Below are 23,913 nucleotides of genomic sequence, written 5' to 3' on the forward strand. Positions count from 1 at the left end.
TCCTCACTCTGCCGGTGCGCTGTCGGCGACCGAATTGCCGTTCCAGCCCGCCTTCGCCTTGCGCGAGGCGAACAGCCGGTCGATGCGGGGCTGCACGTAGTCTGCCCACAGCCCGGACAAGCCGTTCGGGAAGGCGAGCACGACCGCGATGAACAGCGCGCCAAGGCCGAACAGCCAGAGCTGCGGGAAGGATTCAGAGAGGCTGGTCTTGGCGAAGTTGACCAGGATCGCCCCCCATATCGCGCCGAAGATCGACATCCGTCCGCCGACCGCGGTGTAGATCACCATCTCGATCGACGGCACGATGCCGACGAAGGATGGCGACATGAAACCGACATTGAGCGCGAACATGGCACCGCCGATCGCGGCGAAGACCGCGGCCATGCAGAAAGCGAAGATCTTGAAGTTGGCCACGCTATAGCCGGAGAAGCGGACACGGTCTTCCTGCTCGCGCATGGCGACCAGGATGCGGCCAAGCTTGGTCAGGCGGATGAACTGCGCGATGCCGATGCAGGCGAACAGCAGCACCACCTCGACGAAGTAGAGGATGATCTTGGCATGGTCGGGCCGGATGTCCCAACCCTTGAGCGTGCGCAGGTCGGTCATGCCGTTGATGCCGCCGGTATAGCCCTGCTGACCGACGATCAGGATGGTTAGAATGGCGGCGACGGCCTGGGTGATGATCGCGAAATAGGTGCCGCCGACGCGACGCTTGAACATCGCGGTGCCGATGATCAGGGCGAACAGGCCAGGTACCAGGACGATGGCGAGGATGGTGAAGGTGAGGCTGTGAAACGGCTGCCAGAAGAAGGGCAGTGCCGTGATCTGATTCCAGTCCATGAAATCGGGGATGCCGGGCGTCGACTGGATCTTGGTGTTCTCGACGCTGGAGGCCTCGAGCTTGAGGAACATCGCCATGCAATAGCCGCCGAGGCCGAAGAACACGCCCTGCCCCAGGCTCAAGATGCCGCCATAGCCCCAGCACAGCACGAGGCCGATCGCGACGAAGGCGTAGGTCAGGTATTTCGCGACCAGATTGAGGCGGAACACGTCGAGGGTCAGCGGCAGGATCACGAACAGCACCACCGCCAGGGCAATGAAGCCCATGAGCTCGGATCGATTGAAGAAGCGTGAGTTGATGATCATGACTTGCCTGCTTCTCGTTATTTGCGGACTTTGAGGGCGAAGAGACCCTGCGGCCGCAGCATCAGGATGCCGACGACGGCGAGCAGCGTGAGCACCTTGGCCATCGAGCCCGACATAAAGAATTCGAGGGTCGATTGCGTCTGCGAGATCGAGAAGGCGGAGGCGATGGTGCCGAGCAGGCTGGCGGCGCCGCCGAACACGACGACCAGGAATGTGTCCACGATGTAGAGCTGTCCCGACGTCGGCCCGGTCGAGCCGATCATGGTGAAGGCGCTGCCGGCGACGCCCGCGATGCCGCAGCCGAGCCCGAAAGTGTAGCGATCGACCTTCTCGGTGTTGATGCCGACCGCGCCGGCCATGATGCGGTTTTGCACGACCGCGCGCACCTGGCGGCCCCAGCGCGACATGTAGAGAACGTAGGCGACGGAAATGGTAATCAGCACGGTGAGGCCCATCACGAATATGCCGTTGATGGGCACCTCGATGCTGTCGGTGACGCGCAGCGAGCCGAGCATCCACTGCGGCAGCTCGACGCCGACCTCGCGCGCGCCGAACACGGAGCGATAGGCCTGCTGCAGCATCAGGCTGAGACCCCAGGTGGCCAGCAGCGTATCGAGCGGGCGCTTGTAAAGGTGCCGTATCAGCACCCACTCCACCAACATCCCCAGCGCGCCGGAGGCGAAGAAGGCCAGAATCATCGCGAGGAAGAAGTAGCCGCTGAACAGGCTCGGCAAATAGGACTGGAAGAAATTCGAAGTCATCCAGGTGACGTAGGCCCCGAGGATCATGAACTCGCCATGGGCCATGTTGATGACGCCCATCTGGCCGAAGATGATCGCGAGACCGAGCGCCATCAGCACGTAGACCGAGAACAGGATCAGCCCGGCAAAGCCCTGCATGACGAAGATCGAGCCAAGATCACCAAGCGAGTAGTCGCCGAACATCGATATCCTCCGTCGGGGGTAAGGGTCCCGCGTCGCGATGCAGAGTCGCGACGCGGGGTCTTGGGCATGGACTTGCAATCCACGCCAGGGAGCGGTTTTGTCGTGAGGGAAAGTGCGGCGGAAGCCGCGGCCCTTACTGGTAGCCCTTCGGGAACGGATCCGGCTCGACCAGGTCGGCGGTCTCGTAGATCAGCTCGAACTGGCCATCGAGCTTGGCGCGGCCAACCCGCGTCTTCGACCAGAGGTGATGGTTCTCGTGGATGCGCACATAGCCTTCCGGCGCCCCCTTGAACTCGACGCCCGGCGAGGCGGCGGCGATCTTGTCCACGTCGAAGGAGCCGGCTTTCTCGACGGTGAGCTTCCACAGCCACGGGCCGAGATACGCAGCCTGGGTGACATCTCCGATCACGGTCTTCTCGCCCCACATCTTCTTGAACGCCGAGACGAAAGCCTTGTTGTTCGGGTTGTCGAGCGACTGGAAGTACTTCATGCAGGCATACGCGCCTGCGATGTTCTCGCCGCCGATACCGTCGATCTCGTCCTCTGTCACCGAGATCGTGAGCAGCGGCTGCTTCGAAAGGTCGATGCCGGCCGCCTTGAGCTGCTTGTAGAACGCGACGTTGGAGCCGCCGACGACGTCGGTGAAGATCACGTCCGGCTTGGTCAGCTTGATCTTGTTGATGACGGAGTTGAACTGCGTCGAGCCGAGCGCATAATATTCCTCGCCGACGACCTTGCCCTTGAGCACGTTCTCGACATGCTTGCGGGCGATCTTGTTGGAGGTGCGCGGCCAGATGTAGTCCGAGCCGATGAAGAAGAAGGACTTGGCGCCCTTCTCCTTGGCGATCCAGTTGAGACCCGCCAGAATTTGCTGGGTCGCCTCCTGGCCGGTGTAGATCACGTTCTTGGATTGCTCGAGGCCTTCGTAGAAGGTCGGGTAGTAGAGCATGCCGTTATATTGCTCGACGACCGGCAGCACCGCCTTGCGGGAGGCCGAGGTCCAGCAGCCCATGATCGCCGCGACCTTGTCGTTGACGAGGAGCTTTTTCGCCTTCTCGGCGAAGGTCGGCCAGTCCGAAGCGCCGTCCTCCTGGATGAACTTGATCTTGCGGCCGAGCACGCCGCCCGCGGCATTGATCTGCTCGATCGCGAGCTTCTCGGCCTGGATCGAGCCGGTCTCGGAGATCGCCATGGTGCCGGTCGCCGAATGCAGGATGCCGACCGTGACCTCGGTGTCGGTGACGGCAAGGCCGGTGGTGTTGACCGCCGAGGTCGCCGGCGCCTGTGCAAAGGACGCCCGCGGCAGCATCGTGATGGCCGGCACGGCCGCCATCCCCATCAGCAACTTGCGCCGGAGCGGCGACAACGGGCCTTTGTTTGCTTCGTCTGACATGAGCACCCCCACTTTTGTTCGAGAACACGCGTTTGGTGCCGTGAGGATGGCTCGAATTCATGCAGCTCAAGCATACGCAAGATCGCGTATACTGCACCGCAAAATGCCGACGTAGGCTTCTGGTACGGAATTTGCGAGGGCTCCGGGCCGGTATCGGAAGTGGGGTAAAGCGTGGCAGGGCGGCAGCGAATAGACCGCGTCAGGCGCCAGTACAACCAATGGGTCGCCAACCAGACGCTGGAAGACTACGCGCTGCGCTTCACGGCGAAGAGCGCGCGCCGCTGGTCCGCCGCCCGGGTCGCCAACACCGCGCTGGGCGCGATCTCGTTCCTGGCGATGGAGGCGATCGGAGGCACCATCACCCTGAACTATGGCGTCACCAATGCGACCGCCGCCATCCTCGTGGTCTCTCTGATCATCTTTTGCTGCGGCGTGCCGATCGCGTACTATGCCGCCAAATGCGGCATCGACATCGACCTGCTGACGCGAGGGGCCGGATTCGGCTATATCGGCTCGACCGTCACCTCGCTGATCTACGCGTCCTTTACCTTCATCTTCTTCGCCATCGAAGCCGTGATTCTCGCATCCGCGCTCGAGATGTGCTTCGGGATTCCGCGGCCGGTCGGCTATCTCGTCAGCGCCGTCGTGATCATACCGCTGGTGGCCTACGGCATCACGCTGATCAGCCGCTTCCAATTGTGGACGCAGCCGCTGTGGGTGATCCTTCACATCATCCCGTTCGCGGCTATCGCCTGGCATAACCCGAACTCATTTACGGAGTGGCGCAAGTTCTCGGGCGACCACGGCGACCTCAACGGACATTTCGACCTGTTGCTGTTCGGCGTTGCCGCCTCGGTCGTGTTCTCGCTGGTCGCGCAAATCGGTGAACAGGTGGATTTCCTGCGCTTCCTGCCGCGCGATCGCCGCGCTTCGAGGGTCTCCTGGTGGATCGCGCTGATGAGCGCAGGACCGGGCTGGATCGTACTTGGCGCGCTGAAGCTCCTGGCCGGCTCGTTTCTGGCCTTCTTCGCACTCAGCCACGGCGTGCCGCCCGAGGAGGCCGCCGAGCCGGCGCACATGTATCTCGAAGCGTTCCGCTATGTGCTGTCGCAGCCCGAGCTCGCGCTGGCGTTGACCGGCACGTTCGTGATCCTGTCGCAAGTCAAGATCAACGTCACGAATGCCTATGCCGGCTCGATCGCCTGGTCGAATTTCTTCTCGCGCCTGACCCACAGCCATCCCGGACGCGTGGTCTGGCTGGTCTTCAACGTCATCGTGGCGCTGCTGCTGATGGAGATCGGCGTCTACAAGGCGCTGGAGCAAACTCTGGCGCTCTATTCGAACGTCGCGATCGCCTGGGTCGGCGCACTGGTCGCCGACCTCGTCGTCAACAAGCCGCTTGGATTGCGACCACAGCAGATCGAGTTCAAGCGCGCGCACCTCTACGACGTCAATCCGGTCGGCGTCGGCGCGATGACATTGGCGACCATCGTCTCCATCAGCGCGTTCTACGGCCTGTTCGGACCCACCGCGAAGGCGCTGTCGGCCTTCATCGCACTTGCGGCCGCCTTCTTCGCCGCGCCGCTGATCGCCTGGGCGACAGACGGCAGGTACTACATTGCACGCAAGCCGAAGCGGAGCTGGCAGAATATCGAAGCGATCCAGTGCTGCATCTGCGAGCACTCATTCGAGCCGGAGGACATGGCCTCCTGTCCAGCCTATGCGGGGCCGATCTGCTCGCTCTGCTGTTCGCTGGACGCGCGCTGCCACGACCTTTGCAAGCCTCACGCGAGGTTCCAGGCGCAGGTGTCTGAAGCGCTGGGAAAGCTGATGCCGCAGCCGATCTACGCCCGGATCAACTCGCAGGTCGGCCATTATATCGGCGTGTTCGTGATCTCAGCCGGCCTGGTCGCGCTGGTGCTGGGGCTGATCTATCTGCAGACTTCAGCAAGCGTGCATGGCGAGAATGCGCTGGTTTCCGACGTGCTCTGGAAGGTGTTCTTCTCACTCAGCATCATCATCGGCGTGGTTGCATGGCTGTTCGTGCTGGCGCAACAGAGCCGCCGGGCCGCAGAAGCCGAGACGCGGCGTCAGACCGCGCTGCTGATCCAGGAGATCGACGCGCACAAGCGCACGGATGCGGAGCTCCAGCGGGCCAAGGAGGTTGCCGAATCGGCCAACCTCGCCAAGAGCCGGTACGTGGTGGGCCTGAGCCACGAGCTGCGCTCACCGCTGAACGCGATCAGCGGCTATGCCCAGCTGCTCGAGCAGGACACGACGCTTGGCGCCAAGCCGCGCGACCAGGTCCGCGTCGTCCGCCGTAGCGCCGACCATCTCTCCGGCCTGATCGACGGCATCCTAGACATCTCCAAGATCGAGGCAGGGCGGCTGTATCTGTCGCGCGACGAGGTGCGGCTCAGCGAATTTCTCGACCAGCTCGTCGGCATGTTCCGCCTCCAGGCCGCAGCCAAGGGCATCGACTTCGTGTTCAGGCGGCCGCCGCATCTGCCGCGCGTGGTCTATGCCGACGAGAAGCGGCTGCGTCAGGTGCTGATCAACCTGCTCTCGAACGCCATCAAGTTCACGCAGTCGGGCAGCGTGCAATTCGTGGTGCACTACCGCAGTCCGGTCGCAGAATTCGAGGTAATCGACACCGGCCCCGGCATCCGGGGCGACGATCTCGAACGCATCTTCGCGCCCTTCGAACGCGGCGAGATTGGCGTCTCGCAGCCGCAGACCGGCACCGGCCTTGGACTAACCATCAGCCGGCTGCTCGCCGGCGTGATGGGCGGTGACATCAAGGTGACGAGCACCGTCGGCGCTGGCTCGACGTTCAAGGTCAAGATCCTGCTCTCCGAGGTCACCAATCCCCAGCGCATCGCGCCGGTGGAGGCGCCGGTCTCCGGCTATCACGGCGCCCGCAAGACCATCCTCGTCACCGACGATGACCCCGTGCACCGCGACCTCCTGCGCGAGGTGCTGACGCCGCTCGGCTTCATCCTGCTCAGCGCGCCCGATGGTGCGGGCTGTCTTGCGCTGGCGCAGCATTGCCGCCCCGATCTGTTCCTGCTCGACATCTCGATGCCAACCATGGACGGCTGGGCCGTTGCCGAGGCGTTGCGCGAGAGCGGCCATCACCAGGCGCGCATCCTGATGGTGTCGGCAAGTGCGTTGGAGGCCCACGGAGCGCCGTTGGCGCAGCCCTTCCACGACGGCTACCTGATGAAGCCGATCGACATCCCACGCCTCCTGGAGACGATCCGCCAGCTCCTCAAGATTGAGTGGCAATACGGTTCGTATGAGGTTCCGATGCCGCTATGGCGTGCCGAGACCGGGTCAAAGCCGCCGGCGCGGCACATCGAGGCGCTGATCGGGCTCGGTCAGCTCGGCTATGTCAAGGGCATCCAATTGAAGCTGGACGAGATCGGCACCGAGCATCCGGAGCATGCCGACTTCGTCGCACAGATGCGCTCGCTGGTCGATCGCTTCGATCTCGATCGATATATGGCTACATTGAAGACGTTGCACGCGCATGAACATTGAGTCGAAGAAGCGCGACGTCGCGCTCGTTGTCGACGATTCCCCGGAGACGCTACGGCTGCTCACAGACGCGCTCGACGGCGCCGGCATGACGGTCATGGTGGCGCTCGACGGTGCCGCCGCGATGCGGATCATCGATCAGATCACGCCGGACATCGTGCTACTCGATGCCGTAATGCCTGGCATCGACGGTTTCGAGACCTGCCGCCGGCTCAAGCGCGATGCCGGTCTTGCCAATGTCCCCGTGATCTTCATGACTGGTCTTGCCGAGACCGAGCATATCGTGCGTGGACTGGAGGCCGGTGGTGTCGACTACGTGACCAAGCCGATCGTGATCGAGGAGATGCTGGCGCGCATTCGCGTCCATCTCGGCAATGCCCGGCTGACCCAGAGCGCACGCGCCGCACTCGACGTCTCCGGCCGATTTCTGTTCGCGGTCAACCGCCAGGGCCACGTGCTCTGGGCGACGCCGCAGGCTCAGAAGCTGCTGTCCGATCATCACGGCGCGCAAGCGGACGACTTCGTGCTGCCGCCGGCGCTGCTGCAATGGCTCGAGCAGGCCAAGGCCAAGGGCAGCGCGAAGTCTCCGGGAGCTTCGTTGCCCGACAATCCGCAGCTTCGGCTCTACTACATGGGCGAAACCGCGCCAAACGAGTTCCTGCTGCGGCTCTCCCGGGAATCCGGCACCGCGCTGCCGCCCGAATTCACGAGCGAGCTGGGCCTCACCACCCGGGAGGGCGAGGTGCTGGCCTGGCTCAGCAAGGGCAAGACCAACCGCGACATCGCGCAAATTCTGGGCCTCAGCCCGCGCACGGTCGACAAGCATCTCGAGCAGATCTACGCCAAGCTCGGCGTGGAAAACCGGACGGCTGCAGCGGCGATTGCGACGAATGCGACGCGGAGGAATTCGTGAGCTGTGGTCTGAATGGGTTGAGACGCCGCTGGTCCAACAACCGCTGTCGTCCCGGACAAGCGAAGCGCAAATCCGGACCCCATAGCCACAGGAAGAGGTTTGGCGAAGACCTGAGTGACCCGCTCGCTTCGTAACCAGTCCCTGTCGCTATGGTCCCGGGTTCGCTTCGCGCCCCGGGACGACAGTGTGTAGCGAGCGCTCCCCCGCTACACCGACAACGTCCTCACCCGTAGACGAACGCCTTGTCGTCCAGATCCGTCTTCGGAATCTCGTCCTTCTCGGTCCAGTAATCCTGGCTGTGTTGCCACTCGGGCTTGTCGCCGCGCTTGGGCAACAGGTCCATGTTGCGCATCATGTAGCCGGGATTGAAGTTTTCCGGATCGATCCAGGGCAGGATCGGCATGTTGTGGTCCTCGGGGCGCAGCTGGACCTCGACCTTCTTCGCACCTTTGGCCTTCATGTGTCCGAGCAGCCTGCAGACGAAATCGGCGACGAGGTCGACGCGCAGGGTCCAGCTGGCACGGAAGTAGCCGAACACCCAGACCATGTTGGGCACGCCCGTGAACATCATGCCGCGATAGGTGACGGTGTCGCCGAAGGCGAGCGGTTTTCCGTCGATCTCGAACGCGATGTCACCGAGCGCCGCAAGATTGAAACCGGTCGCGGTGACGACGACATCGGCTTCCAGCAGCTTGCCCGATTTGAGCTGGATGCCATTCTCGACGAAACATTCGATCTCGTCGGTCACGACCGAGGCCTTGCCGCTGGCGATTCCCTTGAACAGGTCGGCATCCGGCACGAAGGCGATGCGCTGCCGCCAAGGCCGGTATTTCGGCGTGAAGTGCGTCTCGACGTCGTAATCGGGACCCAGGACGGCGCTGATCTGGCCGATCAGCTCCTTCTTGACCTGCTCGGGCTTGGATACGCAGAGCTTCGTGAACGCATCCTGCTCGAACAGGATCTTCCGCCGCACGATCTCGTGGATCCAGGCCTCATCGACCTGAAGCCGGCGCAGCTCTTCCGCAATCTCGATGGCGTTGCGGCCGAGACGGAAGTAGGTTGGCGAGCGCTGCAGCATGGTGACATGCGCGCATTTGTCCGCGATGTTCGGCACCAGCGTCGCCGCCGTGGCGCCCGAGCCGATCACCACCACCTTCTTGTTCGTCAAGTCGATATCATCCGGCCAGGTCTGCGGATGGACGATGCGGCCCTTGAAGCGATCCATGCCCTTCCATTCCGGCGTGTAACCTTCGGAATGGCGATAGTAGCCTTGGCACATCCAGAGGAAGTTGGCGGTGAAGGTCCTGGGCTTGCCGGTGTCGGTCGTCACCGCCTCGATGGTCCAGAGGTTCTGCTCGCTCGACCAGCTCGCGGAATTGATCTTGTGCTTGTAGCGAATGTGCTTGGCGAGATCGTTCTCCTCGATCACCTCGTTCATGTAGGCGAGGATCTCCTCGGCGGTCGCGATCGGCGGGCCGACCCAGGGCTTGAAGCGATAGCCGAAGGTATGGAGATCGCTGTCCGAGCGGATGCCTGGATAGCGATGCGTGGTCCAGGTGCCCCCGAACGTCGCCTGGGTTTCCAGGATGACGAAGCTCGTTCCCGGAAGCTGCTTCGTGAGATGATAGGCGCTGCCGATGCCGGAGATGCCGGCGCCGACGATCAACACGTCGAAATGTTCAGAAACCTGCTTGGCCGTGGCGTGACTGCGAACAGCGACATTCATTGTTGCTTCTATGCCTTGCTTGTTTTTGTGGCCGCCCTTGACTGGGCGGCGCGTTTCCTCCGCAGCGGGCATGATCACCCGCCGCGCTTCCGCTTCAAAATGACATAGATCAAATCGCGGTCAAATCACAGTGCCGCACCCCAGCTCCGCGCGGCCTGCAAGATCCACTCGCGATAGAGCGTCAGCGGCGTCACGCCGGTCAATCCGCCGCAACCAGCCGTGCCGTTCGGCCCAGTGGACCAGCTGATGAGGCCGACAAGCACGGGACCGCCCGGCCTGTCCTCGAATACCGGGCCGCCGGAATCGCCGGTGCAGGCGCCAATTCCGTCGCGAACACCGTTGGTTACGGGGTCGACCAGGCGAACCTGGAGCGTACCGGGCCGCCCGGTCGCAACGAGGCCGGCAACGCGCGTCATGCCGCCGCTCTTGCCGTCACCACGAACGGTGACACCGATACCGGCGATGACGAAGCGGCTGCCGACCTGGATTGGAATCGTCGGCATGCCGACTGTCACCGTGGATTTTCCCTTGAGTGGAATTTCCAGTTGCAGCAGCGCCACGTCGGCGGTGGCGCGGTGCGCCTGCATCGCCTGCATGTTGAAGTTCGGGTGAATCGCGACCGTACGCACGTTCAACAATTGCGGCTGGCCGTCAGCACCGCGATCAACGATCTTGTAGTCGGCGCCGGGTTGCACGCAGTGCGCGACCGTCAGGACCACGCGTGGTGCAATCAAGCTGCCGGTGCAGAAATTGCCGCGCGAACCGACGATGGTGACGACGGCACGCGCGACACCATCGGCCTGTGGCGTGCCGCCACCGACGATGGCACGGGCAGGCGTGGCGAGCAGCAGCGCTGCAGCGATGAACATGGCAAGCTTCGTCATGGGAACACGCTCCGGCGACAGCACCGGTGAGGAGGAGGACGGCTTCGGACTGGCTCTTGCCGATAGCGCATGCTAGCCCTCTTGGAAAGGAATTGACGAGGGCAGGACATTGGCGATCGAGGCTGTGATCTTTGATTTTGGCGGCGTGCTGACGAGCTCACCATTCGAGGCGTTCACGCGGTTCGAGATCGAGCGCGGACTGCCCGCCGACATCATCCGGCGCACCAACGCCGCCAACCACCTGGAGAACGCCTGGGCCAAGTTCGAGCGGGCCGAGGTGGACATCGACACTTTCGACGAATTATTCGCCACGGAATCGCTTGCACTGGGCGCGGAGGTACGCGGACGCGATGTGCTGCCCTTGCTGCAGGGCAGTCTACGTCCAGAGATGGTCGAAGCCCTGAAGCGCATCAAGGCGCAATTCAAGACCGGCTGCATCACCAACAACCTTCCGGCCAACGCCATCGGGAGCATGACCGGACGTTCCCTCTACATCGCCGAGGTCATGGTGCTGTTCGACCACGTGATCGAATCCGCCAAGATTGGCCTGCGCAAGCCCGACCCGCGGATATATCAATTGATGGTCGAGACGCTAAAGGTCGATCCGAACAACTGCGTCTATCTCGACGATCTCGGTGTGAACCTGAAGCCCGCGCGCGAGATGGGCATGACGACGATAAAAGTGACGAGCGGCGCCCAGGCCATCGCCGAGCTCGAGAAGGCCACGGGCCTCAAGCTGGGCTAGCTGGCGCGTCACTCTTGGTCATTGCTGCTTGTCGCAAGAGCCCCTCGCAATGACGTGGCAACATCTCGCCTGGTAAACTGCACTATTCCGCAGCATCTGCGACCCGCTCCGGGAACGCAGCCGCCAGCGAGGCTCGATCCGGCTTCAGCACGCCGCGCTCGGTGATCAGGCCGGTGACGAGCCGTGCCGGCGTCACGTCGAAGGCGTAGTTCGCGACCGGCGACCCCTCCGGGACGATGCGCACCGTCTCCAGCCTTCCGTCCGCGGTGCGGCCGGTCATGTCGGTCACCTCGGTGCCGCTGCGCTGCTCGATCGGGATGCCGCGGATGCCGTCGTGGACGGCGAAGTCGATCGTTGGCGATGGCAGCGCGACATAGAACGGCACCCCGTTGTCATGCGCGGCCAGCGCCTTCAGATAGGTGCCGATCTTGTTGCAGACGTCGCCATTGGCGGCGACGCGGTCGGTGCCGACGATGACGAGATCGACCATGCCATGTTGCATCAGGTGTCCGCCAGTGTTGTCCGGGATGACCGTGTGCGGCACGCCGTGATGGCCGAGCTCCCAGGCTGTGAGCGAAGCGCCCTGGTTGCGCGGGCGGGTCTCGTCGACCCAGACATGGACGTTGATGCCGCGTTCGTGCGCGAGATAGATCGGCGCCGTCGCGGTGCCCCAGTCGACGGTGGCGAGCCAACCGGCATTGCAGTGCGTGAGGACGTTGACCGTCTCGCCCGGCTTCTTCGCCGCAATCGCCTCGATCAGCTTCAGACCGTTGCCGGCAATGCCGCGATTGATCTCGACATCCTGCTCGGCGATCTCGTCGGCGCGCGCGTAGGCAGCTTCCGCCCTTTCAACGGGATCGACCGGCGCGAGCGTCCTGCGTATCTCGTCCAGGGCCCATTTCAGATTGATCGCGGTTGGCCGTGCGACCACGAGCGTGTCGTAGGCCCGTTTCAGACCGGCGTCGGAAGCGTCCTCGCGCATCGCGAGGGCCATGCCGTAGGCGGCAGTCGCCCCGATCAGCGGCGCGCCGCGTACCAGCATGTCGCGGATCGCAACGGCCGCGTCTTCACACGAGGTCAGGCGCGCGATGACGAACTCATGCGGCAGCCGGCGCTGATCGATCGCGCCGACGGACCAGCCGTCGCGCTCGCGCCAGATGCTGCGAAAATGTTTGCCGTCGACCTTCATGGCATTCTGCCTTCTTGTGCTTCGCCTTGCGCCTCAGCCGCGCAGGATGCGACCCGCCACCGCATCGAGCTTCTTCAGAAGCTCCGGATCGCGCGCCTCAGGCGCCGTGATCAGCGCGGTGTCGAGCGCCCGGTCGGAGCCGATCGGGCACGGCTCGTGCTCGCGCGGAAAATCCCTTGCCAGCCGCGCCACCAGCGCCTTCGCCTTGTCGGCGTTCGACGTCAACACGCGAATGATGTCCTGCACGGTGACGGCGTCATGATCGGGATGCCAGCAATCGAAATCCGTCACCATCGCGACGGTGGCGTAACAGATCTCCGCCTCACGCGCGAGCTTCGCTTCGGGCATATTGGTCATGCCGATCACGGAATAGCCAAGGGCCTTGTAGGTCATGCTCTCTGCGTAAGTAGAGAATTGCGGCCCCTCCATGCAGACATAAGTGCCGCCGCGGGCGATCGCGATGCCCTCGGCGTCAGCCGCCGCCGCGAGATGGAGCCGCAGCCGCGGCGAGACCGGGTGCGCCATGGACACATGTGCGACGCAGCCGCGGCCGAAGAATGAGCTCTCGCGCTTGTGGGTCCGGTCGACGAACTGGTCGACGAGAACGAAGGTGCCGGGCGGCAGTTCCTCCTTGAAGGAACCGCAGGCCGAAAGCGAGATCAGGTCGGTGACGCCGGCGCGCTTCAGCACGTCGATATTGGCGCGATAGTTGATATCGGAGGGAGAAAGCCGGTGACCCTTGTCATGCCGCGGCAGGAACACGATCGGCAGACCGGCGATGGAGCCGCGCCGCAATGGTGCTGACGGCTCCCCCCACGGACTAGCGATCACCTCTTCGTGGGCCCCCTCGAGGCCCGGCAGGTCATAGATGCCCGAGCCGCCGATGATCCCCAATATCGCCTGCGTCATGCCTGCTCCACCCTGTCCGCCACGTGTGACACGGCTGAGCTATGCCAGTTTTGCGGCGGTTTTGGAACGGGGTGGCCGGGTGATGCCGGTGGTGTGAGGGACGGAGGGGCGAGCCTCACATTTGGTGTCGCCCCCGCGAACGCAGGGACCCATAACCACAGGCAGGCAAAGACCAGTCGTTGGGCACTCCGATCGTCAGTGATCGAGATTCCGCGGTATAGGTCCCCGCATACGCGGGGACGATAGCGGAGAAAGAGGCGCGCCCGGCTTAAGCCGCGTTCGCGAGCTGCAGCTGCGTCGCGACCATCCGCTCCAGCGTCTCGACCGACTGGAAATTCTCCGGCGTGATCTCGGACTGCGGGATGGTGAAGTCGAACTCGGCTTCGACGCCGAGCATCAGATTGACCATGTCCATCGAAGTCAGGCCGACGTCGACTAGCTTTGCCTCCGGCGTGACGTCGGCAGTGAGCGAGTTCTGCTCAAGGATATCCTTCACCAGCTTGATGATGCGATTGCGCAAATCGGTATCGAAGGCCTGCATCGGCGAATTCCCATGTGTCTATCGAGGTCGGATCGGACTGCCGGCTACGATGGGCACGGCCTGCCGGTCCTGCAATGGGCGGCAGCAATACTTCGCGCTTCTTAGTAAACGATGACTCAGATTGTCCGGAATCCGGGATTCTTCCAAAGTCCTAACGCGGTGCTGGAAAATCTGGTGATGCAAACAACCCGCCTTTAACTGTTCGTTCGGAATTGGGTTTTGTTTACCCTCTATTTCATCGACGAATTTGAATTAAATCCCTAGCCTCGTCTCACAAGCAAAGATGGCCGGAAGATCGCTTCAGGCGGCATCGCGACTGATGCTGGCGATCTCGAACGGCAAACCGGAGGCGGACGAGTATGAACGTGCGTGAAGCAGTCCTCACTGTCGACGAAATGCAGGCGAGCTTTCTCGAGCAGGGCCCGTCCCTGACCGAGCGCGCCGCCCGGACCGCCGCAGCGGCAGCGGCCGACGCAGACGGGGTCGATCGCGACGCCCGCTTCCCGCACAAGGCCTTCGACGTCGCGCGTGAGCAGAAGCTGCTGGGCGTGATGATCCCGGTCGAGTTCGGCGGCTTCGGCGCCTCGATCTATGACGTTACTGACATCTGCTACACACTCGGACGCGCCTGCGCTTCCACGGCGATGATCTACGCGATGCATCAGACCAAGGTCGCCTGCGTCATCAGGCACGGCCATGGCATTCCCTGGATGGAGACCATGATGCGCCGGGTCGCCCGCGACCAGTGGCTGCTCGCCTCCTCCACCACCGAGGGCCAGAATGGCGGCAATATCCGCGCCAGCGCCGCCGCGGTCGATCATGCTGGCGACACCGTCTCCCTGGTTCGCGATGCCACCGTGATCTCCTACGGCGCCGAGGCCGACGGCCTCGTCACCATCGCCCGCCGCGCCACCGATGCCGCAGCCTCCGACCAGGTTCTGATGGCGCTCGCCAAGGACGATTATTCGCTGAAGCGGACGCTCGGCTGGGAAACGCTCGGCATGCGCGGCACCTGCTCGACCGGCTTCGAGCTGAAGGTCGATTGCCCTGCCGACCGCGTCTTCCCGGAATCCTACGACAAGATCCACGCCCAGACCATGACCCCGTTCGCACATCTGTGCTGGTCGTCGGCCTGGGCCGGCATCGCCGCTGCGGCCGTGACCCGCGCGCAGGCTTTCATCCGCAAGGCGGCGCGCTCTTCCGGCGGCCAGATGCCCCCGGCCGCGGCCCACTTCACCGCCGCCAAGATGTCGCTTGCCAAGCTGCGCGCGCTGATCTCTGCCAACACTGACGCTTTCGCCCGCGCCGAGCATGACGAGCGTGCGCTGAGCTCGCTCGACTTCCAGTCCGCGATCACGCTGCTCAAGGTGCAAGCTTCCGAGCTCGCGGTCGAGACGGTGATGCATGCGATGCGCACCGCGGGTCTTTCCGGCTACCGCAACGACGGCGAGTTCACCATGGGCCGCCACCTGCGCGACGTGCTGTCGTCACCGATCATGATCAACAATGACCGTATTCTCTCCAACGCCGCGACATCGACGCTGATGAGCGGCGTGCCGACGAGCCTTCGCGACTGAACCAAGAAGAAGAATTTTTTTCATATAGCAGGACACCGACCTATGAGCATTGCCGTCCTCCCCAATTCGCCCGATACCGCGCCGCAGATGATCGATCCGCTCGATCATCTTGCCGACAAGCTGTTCCACCGCATGGGCGCCGACGGCGTCTATGCCCGCACCGCGCTTTATGAAGGCATCGTCGAGCGGCTGGCCGCACTGATCACGAGCCATCGCGAAGCCGGCACCGAAGTGATGCGCTTTCCACCGGTGATGAGCCGCGCCCAGCTGGAGAAATCCGGCTACCTCAAGAGCTTTCCGAACCTGCTCGGCTGCGTTTGCGGACTGCACGGCACCGAACGCGAGATCAACGCCGCGGTGAGCCGCTTCGATGCTGGCGGCGACTGGACCTCTTCACTGTCGCCAGCCGACCTCGTGCTGTCGCCTGCCGCCTGCTATCCCGTCTATCCGATCGCGGCGAGCCGCGGACCGTTGCCGAAGGGCGGCCTGCGTTTCGATGTCGCTGCCGACTGCTTCCGCCGCGAGCCGTCGAAGCATCTCGATCGCCTGCAATCGTTCCGGATGCGCGAATATGTCTGCATCGGCAGCCCCGACGACGTCGCCGACTTCCGCGAGCGCTGGATGGTGCGGGCGCAGGCGATCGCGCGTGACCTCGGCCTCACCTTCCGCGTCGACTATGCCAGCGATCCATTCTTCGGCCGGGTCGGCCAGATGAAGGCGGTGAGCCAGAAGCAGCAGCAACTCAAGTTCGAGCTCCTCATTCCGCTGCGCTCGGACGAGCAGCCGACGGCCTGCATGAGCTTCAACTATCACCGCGAACATTTCGGCACGACCTGGGGAATCCAGGACGCCAATGGCGAGCCGGCCCATACCGGCTGCGTTGCCTTTGGCATGGACCGGCTGGCCGTCGCCATGTTCCACACCCACGGCACCGATCTTTCCGCCTGGCCCGCCAAGGTGCAGGACGTCCTGGGCTTTCAGCCGCATGTTGCGGCCGGTGCTCACGGCGAAGGCTGGCGCTAAGCAACTCACGAGGCTGACCATTTCCACGGGCAAGACGAGCGTGATCCATACCAAGGTCCGATGCCGCGAGATCACGGAGTCCGATGTCGATAAGATCGCGGACTTGCTGACGCGCGGCTTCGTCGGCCGTTCACGCGAATACTGGATTCAGGGCCTGCGCCGGCAGGCCTTCCGAGCGGTGCCGGAGGGCTATCCGCGCTTCGGCTACATGCTCGACGATGACGGCACGCCGGTCGGCGTGCTGCTTCTGATCTACACGGCGCGCCAGCGTGGCGAGGAGACGGCTGTCCAGTGCAACCTGTCGAGCTGGTATGTCGATCCGGCCTATCGCAACTACGCGCCGCTGCTGACCAAGATCGCGCAGCGGCACAAGGACGTCACCTATTTCAACATCAGCCCGGCGCCGTGGACCTGGCCGATCATCGAGACGCAGGGCTTTCGCGCTTATTGCCGCGGGATATTCTTCTCGATCCCTGCGCTGGCGCGCGCGCCGCGGTGGAGCGAGATCGAGGTCATCCCGCCGCATGCCAAGGAGATCAAGGGACTTTCCGCCGCCGAGACCGAGCTCTTGAGGCGGCATGCGCGCTACAATTGTCTCAGCCTTGTCTGCCGCACGCCGAAAGGAACCTTCCCCTTCATCCTGCAACCGGTGCGCATCCGCCGCGGCTTCATCGCCCCGCCCGCCATGAAGCTGATCTATTGCCGGAGCATGACGGAATACGCCGAATGCGCGGGCCGAATCGGCCGGCTGCTGTTGCGGCTCGGCAAGATTTCGGTCGCCGTCGATTCCAATGGCCCAATTCCCGGCCTCGTTGGTATCTATACCGAGCGACGGGGTCGCAAATATTTCAAGGGGCCGCACCAGCCACTTCTGGGCGACCTCACCGACACGGAGCTCGTGCTTTACGGGCCGTAGAGGGCACGGCCGAGAGTTGGCTGCCGTGCCGGCGACGCACGATATCTGGCCAGCCCACGCAGGCACCTCTTACTTCATACGCATCCACGCATCGCCGGTCATCCTCCGTAAACTACCGCGCTTAAGGGATTTTTCCGGCCTCTTCGCTAGCCTCGGCAGCTGAATTAGGTTGCGTTAAGTCTGTTGCCTGCCGAGTCCCGCCCGATGACGTCGACCCGCGACAAAGAGCTTGGTGCACTCCGCGAGCAGGGCCCGGACGCCCTGGTCGCGCTGAGCCAACTCGCGCTCGACCATATGGAGCAGGGTGTTTGCGTCTACGATGCCGACAATCGCATCTTGCTGGTCAATCAGCGTTACCTCTCCTTCTTCAACATGTCCGCCGACATCGTGCGCGTCGGCACGAGCTATCGAGAGGTGCTCGCGCACAGCGCCAGGCGCGGCAACTTCCCGGAAAGCGAGCTCGACGCGCTCTATTCGGCGCGGATCGCGCGGATCGCGGCCGGAAAGCCGTTCCGCACCGAGCAGCGGCTGGCGAGCGGCCTTGTCATGTCGCTCGAGCTGAAGCCTCTCCCCGGCGGCGGCTGGATGACGATCTGCGACGACGTCACCCGACTCGCCCGGCTCGAGGCGGAATTGCGCGTGCAAACGGAGCGCAGCCAGCACGCGCTTGCGAACATGTCGCACGGTCTCATCATGTACGACGCCGACAGCCGCGTGGTCGTCTGCAACGAACGCTTCCTCAACCTCTACAATCTCGATCCTGGAATCGTGAAGCCGGGAGTCTCGCACCGCGCGGTGCTCGACCATTGGATATCGCGCGGCAACCTGCCGGGGATGCCGGCCGACGAGTTTCACAGCTCCAGAATGGAGGACGTGCGCGCCAAAAGAGAAAAATCCCTGCTGGTGATGCGCTACGACGGACGCATGGTGCAGACGATCTCCCGCTTCCTGCCCGACGGCGGCTGGGTGACCGTGCACGAGGACGTCACGGAGCGGCTGCAATACGAGGAAACGCTGAGGCGGCAGAACTTCATTCTCGATGCGGCGCTGGAGAACATGGCGCACGGGCTCGCCTTCTTCGACAGCGATATGCGCCTTCGCGTCTGCAATACCACCTACCGGAAGATCTACCGTCTGTCGCCGGAGGAGACCAGGCCCGGGACGCATCTCGCCGAGCTGATCGAGCGCTCGATGGCAAACGGCGCGTTCTCGTCCGAATACAGTCCGCAACAGCTGCTGGAAGCCGCAAGGACGAGCATTGCGAACCGCGATTCATCGCCGATGCGCCGGCACATGGCGGACGACACGATGATCTCGGTACGCTATTGCGCGCTGGCCGAAGGCGGCTTCGTCGCCACCTACGAGGACATAACCGAGCGCGAGCGTGCCATCGAGCAGCTCAGCGAACAGTATCGCCGCTTCGATGCCGCGCTGAACAACATGAGCCAGGGCCTGTGCATGCTCGATTCGAGCCTGCGCGTGATCGTCTGCAATCGCCGTTATCTCGAGATGTACGGACTGTCGCCGGAGATCGTTAAGCCCGGCGTCTCGATGCGAGAGATCATGGACTACAGCTGCGAGCTCGGCATCCACCCGAACACGACCGGCGCCAAGCTCTATGCCGACTATGTCGAGCGGTTGCGCGAGGGCGAGCACACGCTGCATCGGCACTTGAGCGACGGCCGCATCATCAAGCTCAATCACAAACGGATGGAGCACGGCGGCTGGGTCGTCACCTACGAGGACGTCACTGAGCGCCACAAGGCCCAGGCCCGGGTGGCGCACATGGCGCGGCACGATTCGCTCACCGACCTGCCCAATCGCACGCTGTTCCGCGAGAAGATGGCTGAGGGACTGAACCAGGTTGCGGTCGCCGGCGGCGCCATGGCCGTGCTTTGCTTCGACCTCGACAACTTCAAGACCGTCAACGACCGCCTCGGCCACGCCGCAGGCGATCGCCTGCTGCGCTGGGTCGCAGCGCAGCTGAAAGCGAACGTCGGCGAACACGATACCGTCGCGCGCCTCGGCGGCGACGAGTTCGCCGTCCTGCAGCGCGGACCACAGCCGCAATCGGCTGAGGAGCTCGCCCGCCGTCTCGTCGACATCATCGGTCATCCTCCGCCGCTGGAAAGTCAATCAGTCCATGTCGGCGTGTCTGTCGGTATTGCGATCGCACCTGACCACGGGCTCGACGCGGACGAGCTGATGAAGTGCGCCGACCTCGCGCTGTACCAGGCCAAGGCCAGGGGACGCGGAATCTATCAGCTGTTCGAGCCCGAGATGGAGGAAGAAGCACGCAGCCGGCACGCGCTCGAGCAGGATCTGGGTGGCGCGCTCGAGGGTCGTCAGTTCCACCTGGTGTTCCAGCCGCAGATGCGGCTCGATTCTTCCGAGCTCACCGGCTTCGAGGCATTGCTGCGCTGGAAACATCCCTCACGCGGCATCGTTTCTCCCGCCGAGTTCATTCCGATTGCGGAGGAGAACGGGCTGATCGTGCCGATCGGCGAATGGGTGCTGCGCACGGCCTGCGCGGTCGCCGCGTCCTGGCCCGGCGTCGCCGTTGCGGTGAACCTGTCTCCGGTGCAGTTCCGCTCGCGCGGGTTGGTCGGGATGGTCACCAGCGCGCTTGCAGAAGCCGGCCTGCCGCCGCAACGGCTCGAGCTCGAGGTGACCGAGACGGCGCTGCTCGATGACAGCGAGGCGACGATCGAGATCCTGCACCAGCTTCGCGCGCTAGGAGTGCGCGTCAGCCTCGACGATTTCGGCGTCGGCTATTCATCGCTGAGCTACTTACGAAAATTTCCTTTCGACCGCATCAAGATCGACCGCTCCTTCGTCGGCACGCTCGGGGAGAGCCCGGAGAGCGTTGCGATCGTCCGCACCATCGCAAGCCTCGGCTCAGTGCTGGGCGTCGAGACCACGGCGGAGGGGGTGGAGACGGAAGAGCAACTCGACTTCGTCCGCGAATGCGGCTGCACCGCCGTCCAAGGCTATTATTTCGGCAAGCCATGTCTCGCATCCGACGTCGGCCGCACCATCGAGACACTGAGCATGGTCCGGCGCGTGGCCTGACCGCTTCCCGGCGCCAAATTCCGTCACTCGGCACGAAGCCTGACGACGAATTGTCGCACAGACCGGCTTTGCCGACATTGCCTCACCGGCTTCCTCACAGGGCGTGCGCAATGTGCTTTTCTTCTCTCTTGATTTCAGGAACAATCGCCTCACAAGAACGAGAGGCGGCGGTGCAAGAGACGCCGCTGCGAGGGAGGGGTTTCAATGTCGGGACACGGGCTGAAGACGATCGCATTTGCCGCGCTGCACGCTGTGATGGGCGCATTGCTCCCCACTGCGGTCAGCGCGCAGGACTATCCCACCAAGCCGATCACGTTGATCGTGCCATGGCCGGCCGGCGGATCGACCGACATCTCGATGCGCGCGATCGCCGACAGTGCTTCGAAGACCCTGGGGCAGCCGATCGTCATCGACAACAAGGCGGGCGGCGGCGGCACGGTCGGACCTGCGACCATGGCGGCGGCGGCGAAGCCGGACGGCTACACCATCTCGCAAATCCCAATCACGGTATTCCGTCTTCCGCTGATGCAGGAGGTGTCGTGGGATCCAGCGAAGGATTTCACCTACATCGTCCATCTCACCGGCTACACCTTCGGTGTGACGACCAGCGCGGAGTCGCAGTTCAAGAGCTGGAAGGACGTGGTCGAGTTCGCCAAGGCGAATCCGGGCAAGGTGACCTACGCCACGCCCGGCGCCGGCACTTCGCTGCATATCGGGATGGAGCAGATCGCCGGGATGGCCGGCATCAAGCTGACGCAGGTGCCGTTCAAGGGAGGTGCAGAGACCAATGCCGCCGTGCTCGGTAAGCATACCATGCTTCAGGCTGATTCCACGGGATGGCGACCGCTGGTCGACGCGGGCAAGCTGCGGCTGCTGATGGTGTGGACCGGCGCCCGCTCGCCGAATTACCCCGATGTGCCGACACTGAAGGAGCTCGGCTATCCCATGGTCTATGATTCTCCGTTCGGCATCGCCGGCCCGAAGGGGATGGATCCCAAGATCGTCGGCAAGTTGCACGATGCCTTCAAGAAGGCCCTCGAGGACCCCGCGGTGATCGCGACGCTCGCCAAATACGACATGGTGCCGAACTACAAGAACACTGAGGACTACAAGAAGTTCGTCGTCGAGGTCACGGATTCCGAGCGCAAGGTGATCAACACGCTCGGGCTGGCGAAGAAGTAGGGTTCGGCTGCCTGCCACAGATGCTGACGTCATCCTGAGGTGAGCCGCACTGGCGGCTCGCCTCGAAGGATGGACCGGGCACGGTCGCCCCTTCGAGGGCCTCGCTACGACCCGCCACCTCAAGGACAACGGCTTCGCCGCTGCGTTCGGGTGACGGTGACCCATAAGGTTCGTCATATGAACAACGACACCAATGTCAAACTCCGCCTCAGCAACTCCGAGCTCTGGGGCGGGCTGATCGGGCTCGCACTCGGCGGCTTCGTGATCTGGTCGGGGCTGAAGCTCAGGCTCGGCACCATCAACGATCCCGGCTCCGGCTACGTGCTGTTCTACACCGGAATCCTGATGTGCGTGTTCGCGAGCGCCATCATCGTCTCGGCGATCACCGAGGGCGGGCCGACGCTGGCCTCACGCTGGGAGAATGTGCGCTGGAGCAAGCCGCTTCTCCTCATCGCCTGCCTCATCGCATTCTCCCTCGCCCTTGAGCCGTTGGGCTTCCTGTTGTCGTCGATCCCGTTGATGCTGCTGCTGTTGCGCCTGATCGATCCCGTGCGCTGGACGCTGGCGGTTCCGATCGCCGTGCTGGTGCCGGTCTGCATGTGGTGGGTGCTCAAGCGCCTGCTCTTGATCCAGTTGCCCTCAGGCCTGTTCGGGATCGGCTGACCCATGGATACGCTCGTCAACGTCGCCCATGGTTTCGGCGTCGCGCTGCTGCCGATCAACCTGCTCTATTGCTTCATCGGCGTCTTCATCGGCACTCTGGTCGGCGTGCTGCCAGGCATCGGGCCGATCTCGGCGATGTCGCTGCTGCTGCCGGTGACGCTCTCCGGGACGCCCGAATCCGGCATCATCATGATGGCCGGCATCTATTACGGCTCAATGTATGGCGGCTCAACCACCTCGATCCTGGTCAACATCCCCGGCGAGGCGGCTTCCGTCGTCACCTGCATCGACGGCCACCAGATGGCGAAGCAGGGGCGTGCCGGTCCCGCGCTCGGCATCTCCGCTTTCGGCTCCTTCGCCGCCGGCACGTTTGCGCTGATCGCCTTGATGCTGGTCGCGCCGAAGCTTGCCAGCGTCGCCATCGCATTCGGTCCGGCCGAGTATTTCAGCCTGATGGTGCTCGGCCTCGTCGTGCTCACCTTCCTGACGCAGGGCTCGATGCCTAAGGCACTGTTGATGGCATGCATCGGCGTCGTGCTCGGGCTGGTAGGGCTCGACAGCATCACCGCGCAGCCGCGGCTGACCTTCGGCCGCATGGAGCTGATCGACGGCATCGGCCTGGTGCCGGTGGTGATGGGCCTGTTCGGTGTTGCCGAGGTGCTGCTCAACACCGAGCAGGCGATCAAGCGCGACATCATCAACACCAAGATCACTCATCTCTTGCCCACCAGGAAGGACTGGAAGGCGAGCGCGGGTCCGGTCGGCCGCGGCACCGTCCTCGGCTTCTTCCTCGGCATCCTGCCGGGCGGCGGCGCGGTGGTGGCCTCATTCGCCTCCTACGCGCTGGAGAAGCGCCTGTCGAAGACGCCCGAGCGTTTCGGCCATGGCGCGATCGAGGGCGTCGCCGGGCCCGAGTCGGCCAACAACGCCGCGGCGGGCGGCGCCTTCATTCCGTTGATGACGCTTGGCATCCCCCCGAATGTGGTGATGGCACTGCTACTCGGGGCGTTCGTCATTCACGGGCTGCAGCCCGGACCGCTGCTGATCACGCAAAACCCCGGCCTGTTCTGGGGCATCGTGGCCAGCATGTATATCGGCAACGTCATGCTGCTGATCCTGAACCTGCCGATGATCGGCATGTGGGTGCAGCTGCTCAAGCTGCCCTACAACATCCTGTTCCCACTGATCATCCTGTTCACGATCCTCGGCGTGTACTGCTCGAGCAACAACGTGTTCGACGTCTATGTGATGATCGCGTTCGGGATCATCGGCTATTTCATGCGCAAGCTCGGCTTCGAGCCGGCACCATTGGTGCTCGCCTTCGTGCTGGGGCCGATGATGGAGAACAATCTGCGCAAGTCGCTGATCCTGTCGCAGGGCGATCTCTGGACCTTCGTGCAGCGTCCGATCTCGGGGGCGTGTCTTGCGTTCGCGCTGGTGCTGCTGATCGCGCCGCTGTTGCCCGCGCTGCGCAAGAAGCGCGAGCTCGTTGCGCTGGACGAGGGGGCGTGAGGAACCTGCAGGGTGGATGAGCCGAAGGCGTAGTCCAC

Annotated in this window: 18 protein-coding genes; 10 read left to right on the forward strand and 8 right to left on the reverse strand. The window is 63.6% G+C overall.

Translation table 11 applies throughout. From position 1 onward, the window contains the following. Positions 1–3: 3 nt before the first annotated feature. The 3 genes from urtC to urtA form a co-directional block, all read right to left on the reverse strand. Entirely contained in the window at positions 4–1,146 is a 1,143-nt protein-coding gene (gene urtC, locus ASG57_RS25925) for an urea ABC transporter permease subunit UrtC (RefSeq protein ID WP_057198090.1), read from the reverse strand. Between the two features lie 17 nt (positions 1,147–1,163). Continuing rightward, positions 1,164–2,090 carry an urea ABC transporter permease subunit UrtB gene (gene urtB, locus ASG57_RS25930; RefSeq protein WP_024336977.1) on the reverse strand — a complete coding sequence of 309 codons (927 nt, stop codon included), beginning with the start codon at positions 2,088–2,090 and terminating at the stop codon, positions 1,164–1,166. 133 nt (positions 2,091–2,223) lie between these two features. Beyond that, the gene (gene urtA / locus ASG57_RS25935; protein WP_024336976.1) at positions 2,224–3,483 is read right to left on the reverse strand and encodes an urea ABC transporter substrate-binding protein; all 1,260 of its coding nucleotides are present in this window, start codon (positions 3,481–3,483) and stop codon (positions 2,224–2,226) included. A gap of 171 nt (positions 3,484–3,654) precedes the next feature. On the opposite strand from urtA, the gene ASG57_RS25940 reads away from it, so the two are divergent. Together ASG57_RS25940 and ASG57_RS25945 are read left to right on the forward strand one after the other, a co-directional pair. Further along, positions 3,655–7,026, forward strand: a complete 3,372-nt coding sequence (locus ASG57_RS25940) for a hybrid sensor histidine kinase/response regulator (protein ID WP_024336975.1) — start codon at positions 3,655–3,657, stop codon at positions 7,024–7,026. After that, entirely contained in the window at positions 7,016–7,936 is a 921-nt protein-coding gene (locus ASG57_RS25945; protein WP_024336974.1) for a response regulator, read from the forward strand. The genes ASG57_RS25940 and ASG57_RS25945 overlap by 11 nt, the downstream gene beginning before the upstream one ends. Before the next feature lie 223 nt (positions 7,937–8,159). Here ASG57_RS25945 and ASG57_RS25950 read toward each other — a convergent pair whose 3' ends face one another. Then, positions 8,160–9,662 carry a flavin-containing monooxygenase gene (locus tag ASG57_RS25950; protein WP_057198231.1) on the reverse strand — a complete coding sequence of 501 codons (1,503 nt, stop codon included), beginning with the start codon at positions 9,660–9,662 and terminating at the stop codon, positions 8,160–8,162. A 125-nt stretch (positions 9,663–9,787) separates the two neighbouring features. After that, positions 9,788–10,546, reverse strand: coding sequence for a S1 family peptidase (locus ASG57_RS25955; protein ID WP_024336972.1), 759 nt, complete (start codon positions 10,544–10,546; stop codon positions 9,788–9,790). A gap of 109 nt (positions 10,547–10,655) precedes the next feature. On the opposite strand from ASG57_RS25955, the gene ASG57_RS25960 reads away from it, so the two are divergent. Further along, positions 10,656–11,291 carry an HAD-IA family hydrolase gene (locus ASG57_RS25960; RefSeq protein ID WP_057198091.1) on the forward strand — a complete coding sequence of 212 codons (636 nt, stop codon included), beginning with the start codon at positions 10,656–10,658 and terminating at the stop codon, positions 11,289–11,291. Positions 11,292–11,373: 82 nt separating this feature from the next. Here the strand turns inward: ASG57_RS25960 and mtnA are convergent, their stop codons facing one another. From mtnA to ASG57_RS25975, 3 genes are all read right to left on the reverse strand, one after another. Beyond that, the gene (gene mtnA / locus ASG57_RS25965) at positions 11,374–12,480 is read right to left on the reverse strand and encodes an S-methyl-5-thioribose-1-phosphate isomerase (RefSeq protein WP_057198093.1); all 1,107 of its coding nucleotides are present in this window, start codon (positions 12,478–12,480) and stop codon (positions 11,374–11,376) included. Between the two features lie 33 nt (positions 12,481–12,513). Beyond that, positions 12,514–13,389 carry an S-methyl-5'-thioadenosine phosphorylase gene (locus tag ASG57_RS25970; RefSeq protein ID WP_057198095.1) on the reverse strand — a complete coding sequence of 292 codons (876 nt, stop codon included), beginning with the start codon at positions 13,387–13,389 and terminating at the stop codon, positions 12,514–12,516. A 268-nt stretch (positions 13,390–13,657) separates the two neighbouring features. Beyond that, positions 13,658–13,930 carry a phosphopantetheine-binding protein gene (locus ASG57_RS25975; protein WP_057198097.1) on the reverse strand — a complete coding sequence of 91 codons (273 nt, stop codon included), beginning with the start codon at positions 13,928–13,930 and terminating at the stop codon, positions 13,658–13,660. A gap of 359 nt (positions 13,931–14,289) precedes the next feature. Between ASG57_RS25975 and ASG57_RS25980 the strand changes: the two genes are divergently transcribed. The 7 genes from ASG57_RS25980 (at position 14,290) to ASG57_RS26010 (ending at position 23,875) form a co-directional block, all read left to right on the forward strand. Then, entirely contained in the window at positions 14,290–15,507 is a 1,218-nt protein-coding gene (locus tag ASG57_RS25980) for an acyl-CoA dehydrogenase family protein (RefSeq protein WP_024336967.1), read from the forward strand. Between the two features lie 42 nt (positions 15,508–15,549). Further along, a complete protein-coding gene (locus ASG57_RS25985; RefSeq protein WP_057198100.1) occupies positions 15,550–16,530 on the forward strand; it encodes an amino acid--[acyl-carrier-protein] ligase in 981 nt (326 codons plus the stop codon). Between the two features lie 40 nt (positions 16,531–16,570). Beyond that, the gene (locus tag ASG57_RS25990) at positions 16,571–17,446 is read left to right on the forward strand and encodes an acyl-CoA acyltransferase (RefSeq protein WP_024336965.1); all 876 of its coding nucleotides are present in this window, start codon (positions 16,571–16,573) and stop codon (positions 17,444–17,446) included. A 204-nt stretch (positions 17,447–17,650) separates the two neighbouring features. Continuing rightward, a complete protein-coding gene (locus tag ASG57_RS25995; RefSeq protein ID WP_057198102.1) occupies positions 17,651–20,518 on the forward strand; it encodes a PAS-domain containing protein in 2,868 nt (955 codons plus the stop codon). 204 nt (positions 20,519–20,722) lie between these two features. After that, the gene (locus ASG57_RS26000) at positions 20,723–21,700 is read left to right on the forward strand and encodes a tripartite tricarboxylate transporter substrate binding protein (RefSeq protein WP_057198104.1); all 978 of its coding nucleotides are present in this window, start codon (positions 20,723–20,725) and stop codon (positions 21,698–21,700) included. 177 nt (positions 21,701–21,877) lie between these two features. Next, positions 21,878–22,363 (forward strand): tripartite tricarboxylate transporter TctB family protein, encoded by a 486-nt coding sequence (locus ASG57_RS26005; protein WP_024336962.1) that lies wholly within the window; start codon positions 21,878–21,880, stop codon positions 22,361–22,363. Positions 22,364–22,366: 3 nt separating this feature from the next. Further along, positions 22,367–23,875: a tripartite tricarboxylate transporter permease gene (locus ASG57_RS26010; RefSeq protein WP_024336961.1), complete on the forward strand. Its 1,509-nt coding sequence runs from the start codon at positions 22,367–22,369 to the stop codon at positions 23,873–23,875. The last annotated feature ends 38 nt before the right edge of the window (positions 23,876–23,913 follow it).

Source organism: Bradyrhizobium sp. Leaf396 (assembly GCF_001424605.1).
GTDB classification, from domain to species: Bacteria; Pseudomonadota; Alphaproteobacteria; order Rhizobiales; family Xanthobacteraceae; genus Bradyrhizobium; species Bradyrhizobium japonicum_C.

Excerpts from the sequence above, each read along its gene's own strand:
- urtC (WP_057198090.1), bottom strand. The coding sequence starts at position 1,146 with ATGATCATCAACTCACGCTTCTTCAATCGATCCGAGCTCATGGGCTTC.
- urtB (WP_024336977.1), bottom strand. The coding sequence starts at position 2,090 with ATGTTCGGCGACTACTCGCTTGGTGATCTTGGCTCGATCTTCGTCATG.
- urtA (WP_024336976.1), bottom strand. The coding sequence starts at position 3,483 with ATGTCAGACGAAGCAAACAAAGGCCCGTTGTCGCCGCTCCGGCGCAAG.
- ASG57_RS25945 (WP_024336974.1), top strand. The coding sequence starts at position 7,016 with ATGAACATTGAGTCGAAGAAGCGCGACGTCGCGCTCGTTGTCGACGAT.
- ASG57_RS25950 (WP_057198231.1), bottom strand. The coding sequence starts at position 9,662 with ATGAATGTCGCTGTTCGCAGTCACGCCACGGCCAAGCAGGTTTCTGAA.
- ASG57_RS25955 (WP_024336972.1), bottom strand. The coding sequence starts at position 10,546 with ATGACGAAGCTTGCCATGTTCATCGCTGCAGCGCTGCTGCTCGCCACG.
- mtnA (WP_057198093.1), bottom strand. The coding sequence starts at position 12,480 with ATGAAGGTCGACGGCAAACATTTTCGCAGCATCTGGCGCGAGCGCGAC.
- ASG57_RS25970 (WP_057198095.1), bottom strand. The coding sequence starts at position 13,389 with ATGACGCAGGCGATATTGGGGATCATCGGCGGCTCGGGCATCTATGAC.
- ASG57_RS25975 (WP_057198097.1), bottom strand. The coding sequence starts at position 13,930 with ATGCAGGCCTTCGATACCGATTTGCGCAATCGCATCATCAAGCTGGTG.
- ASG57_RS25980 (WP_024336967.1), top strand. The coding sequence starts at position 14,290 with ATGAACGTGCGTGAAGCAGTCCTCACTGTCGACGAAATGCAGGCGAGC.
- ASG57_RS25985 (WP_057198100.1), top strand. The coding sequence starts at position 15,550 with ATGAGCATTGCCGTCCTCCCCAATTCGCCCGATACCGCGCCGCAGATG.
- ASG57_RS25995 (WP_057198102.1), top strand. The coding sequence starts at position 17,651 with ATGACGTCGACCCGCGACAAAGAGCTTGGTGCACTCCGCGAGCAGGGC.
- ASG57_RS26000 (WP_057198104.1), top strand. The coding sequence starts at position 20,723 with ATGTCGGGACACGGGCTGAAGACGATCGCATTTGCCGCGCTGCACGCT.
- ASG57_RS26005 (WP_024336962.1), top strand. The coding sequence starts at position 21,878 with ATGAACAACGACACCAATGTCAAACTCCGCCTCAGCAACTCCGAGCTC.
- ASG57_RS26010 (WP_024336961.1), top strand. The coding sequence starts at position 22,367 with ATGGATACGCTCGTCAACGTCGCCCATGGTTTCGGCGTCGCGCTGCTG.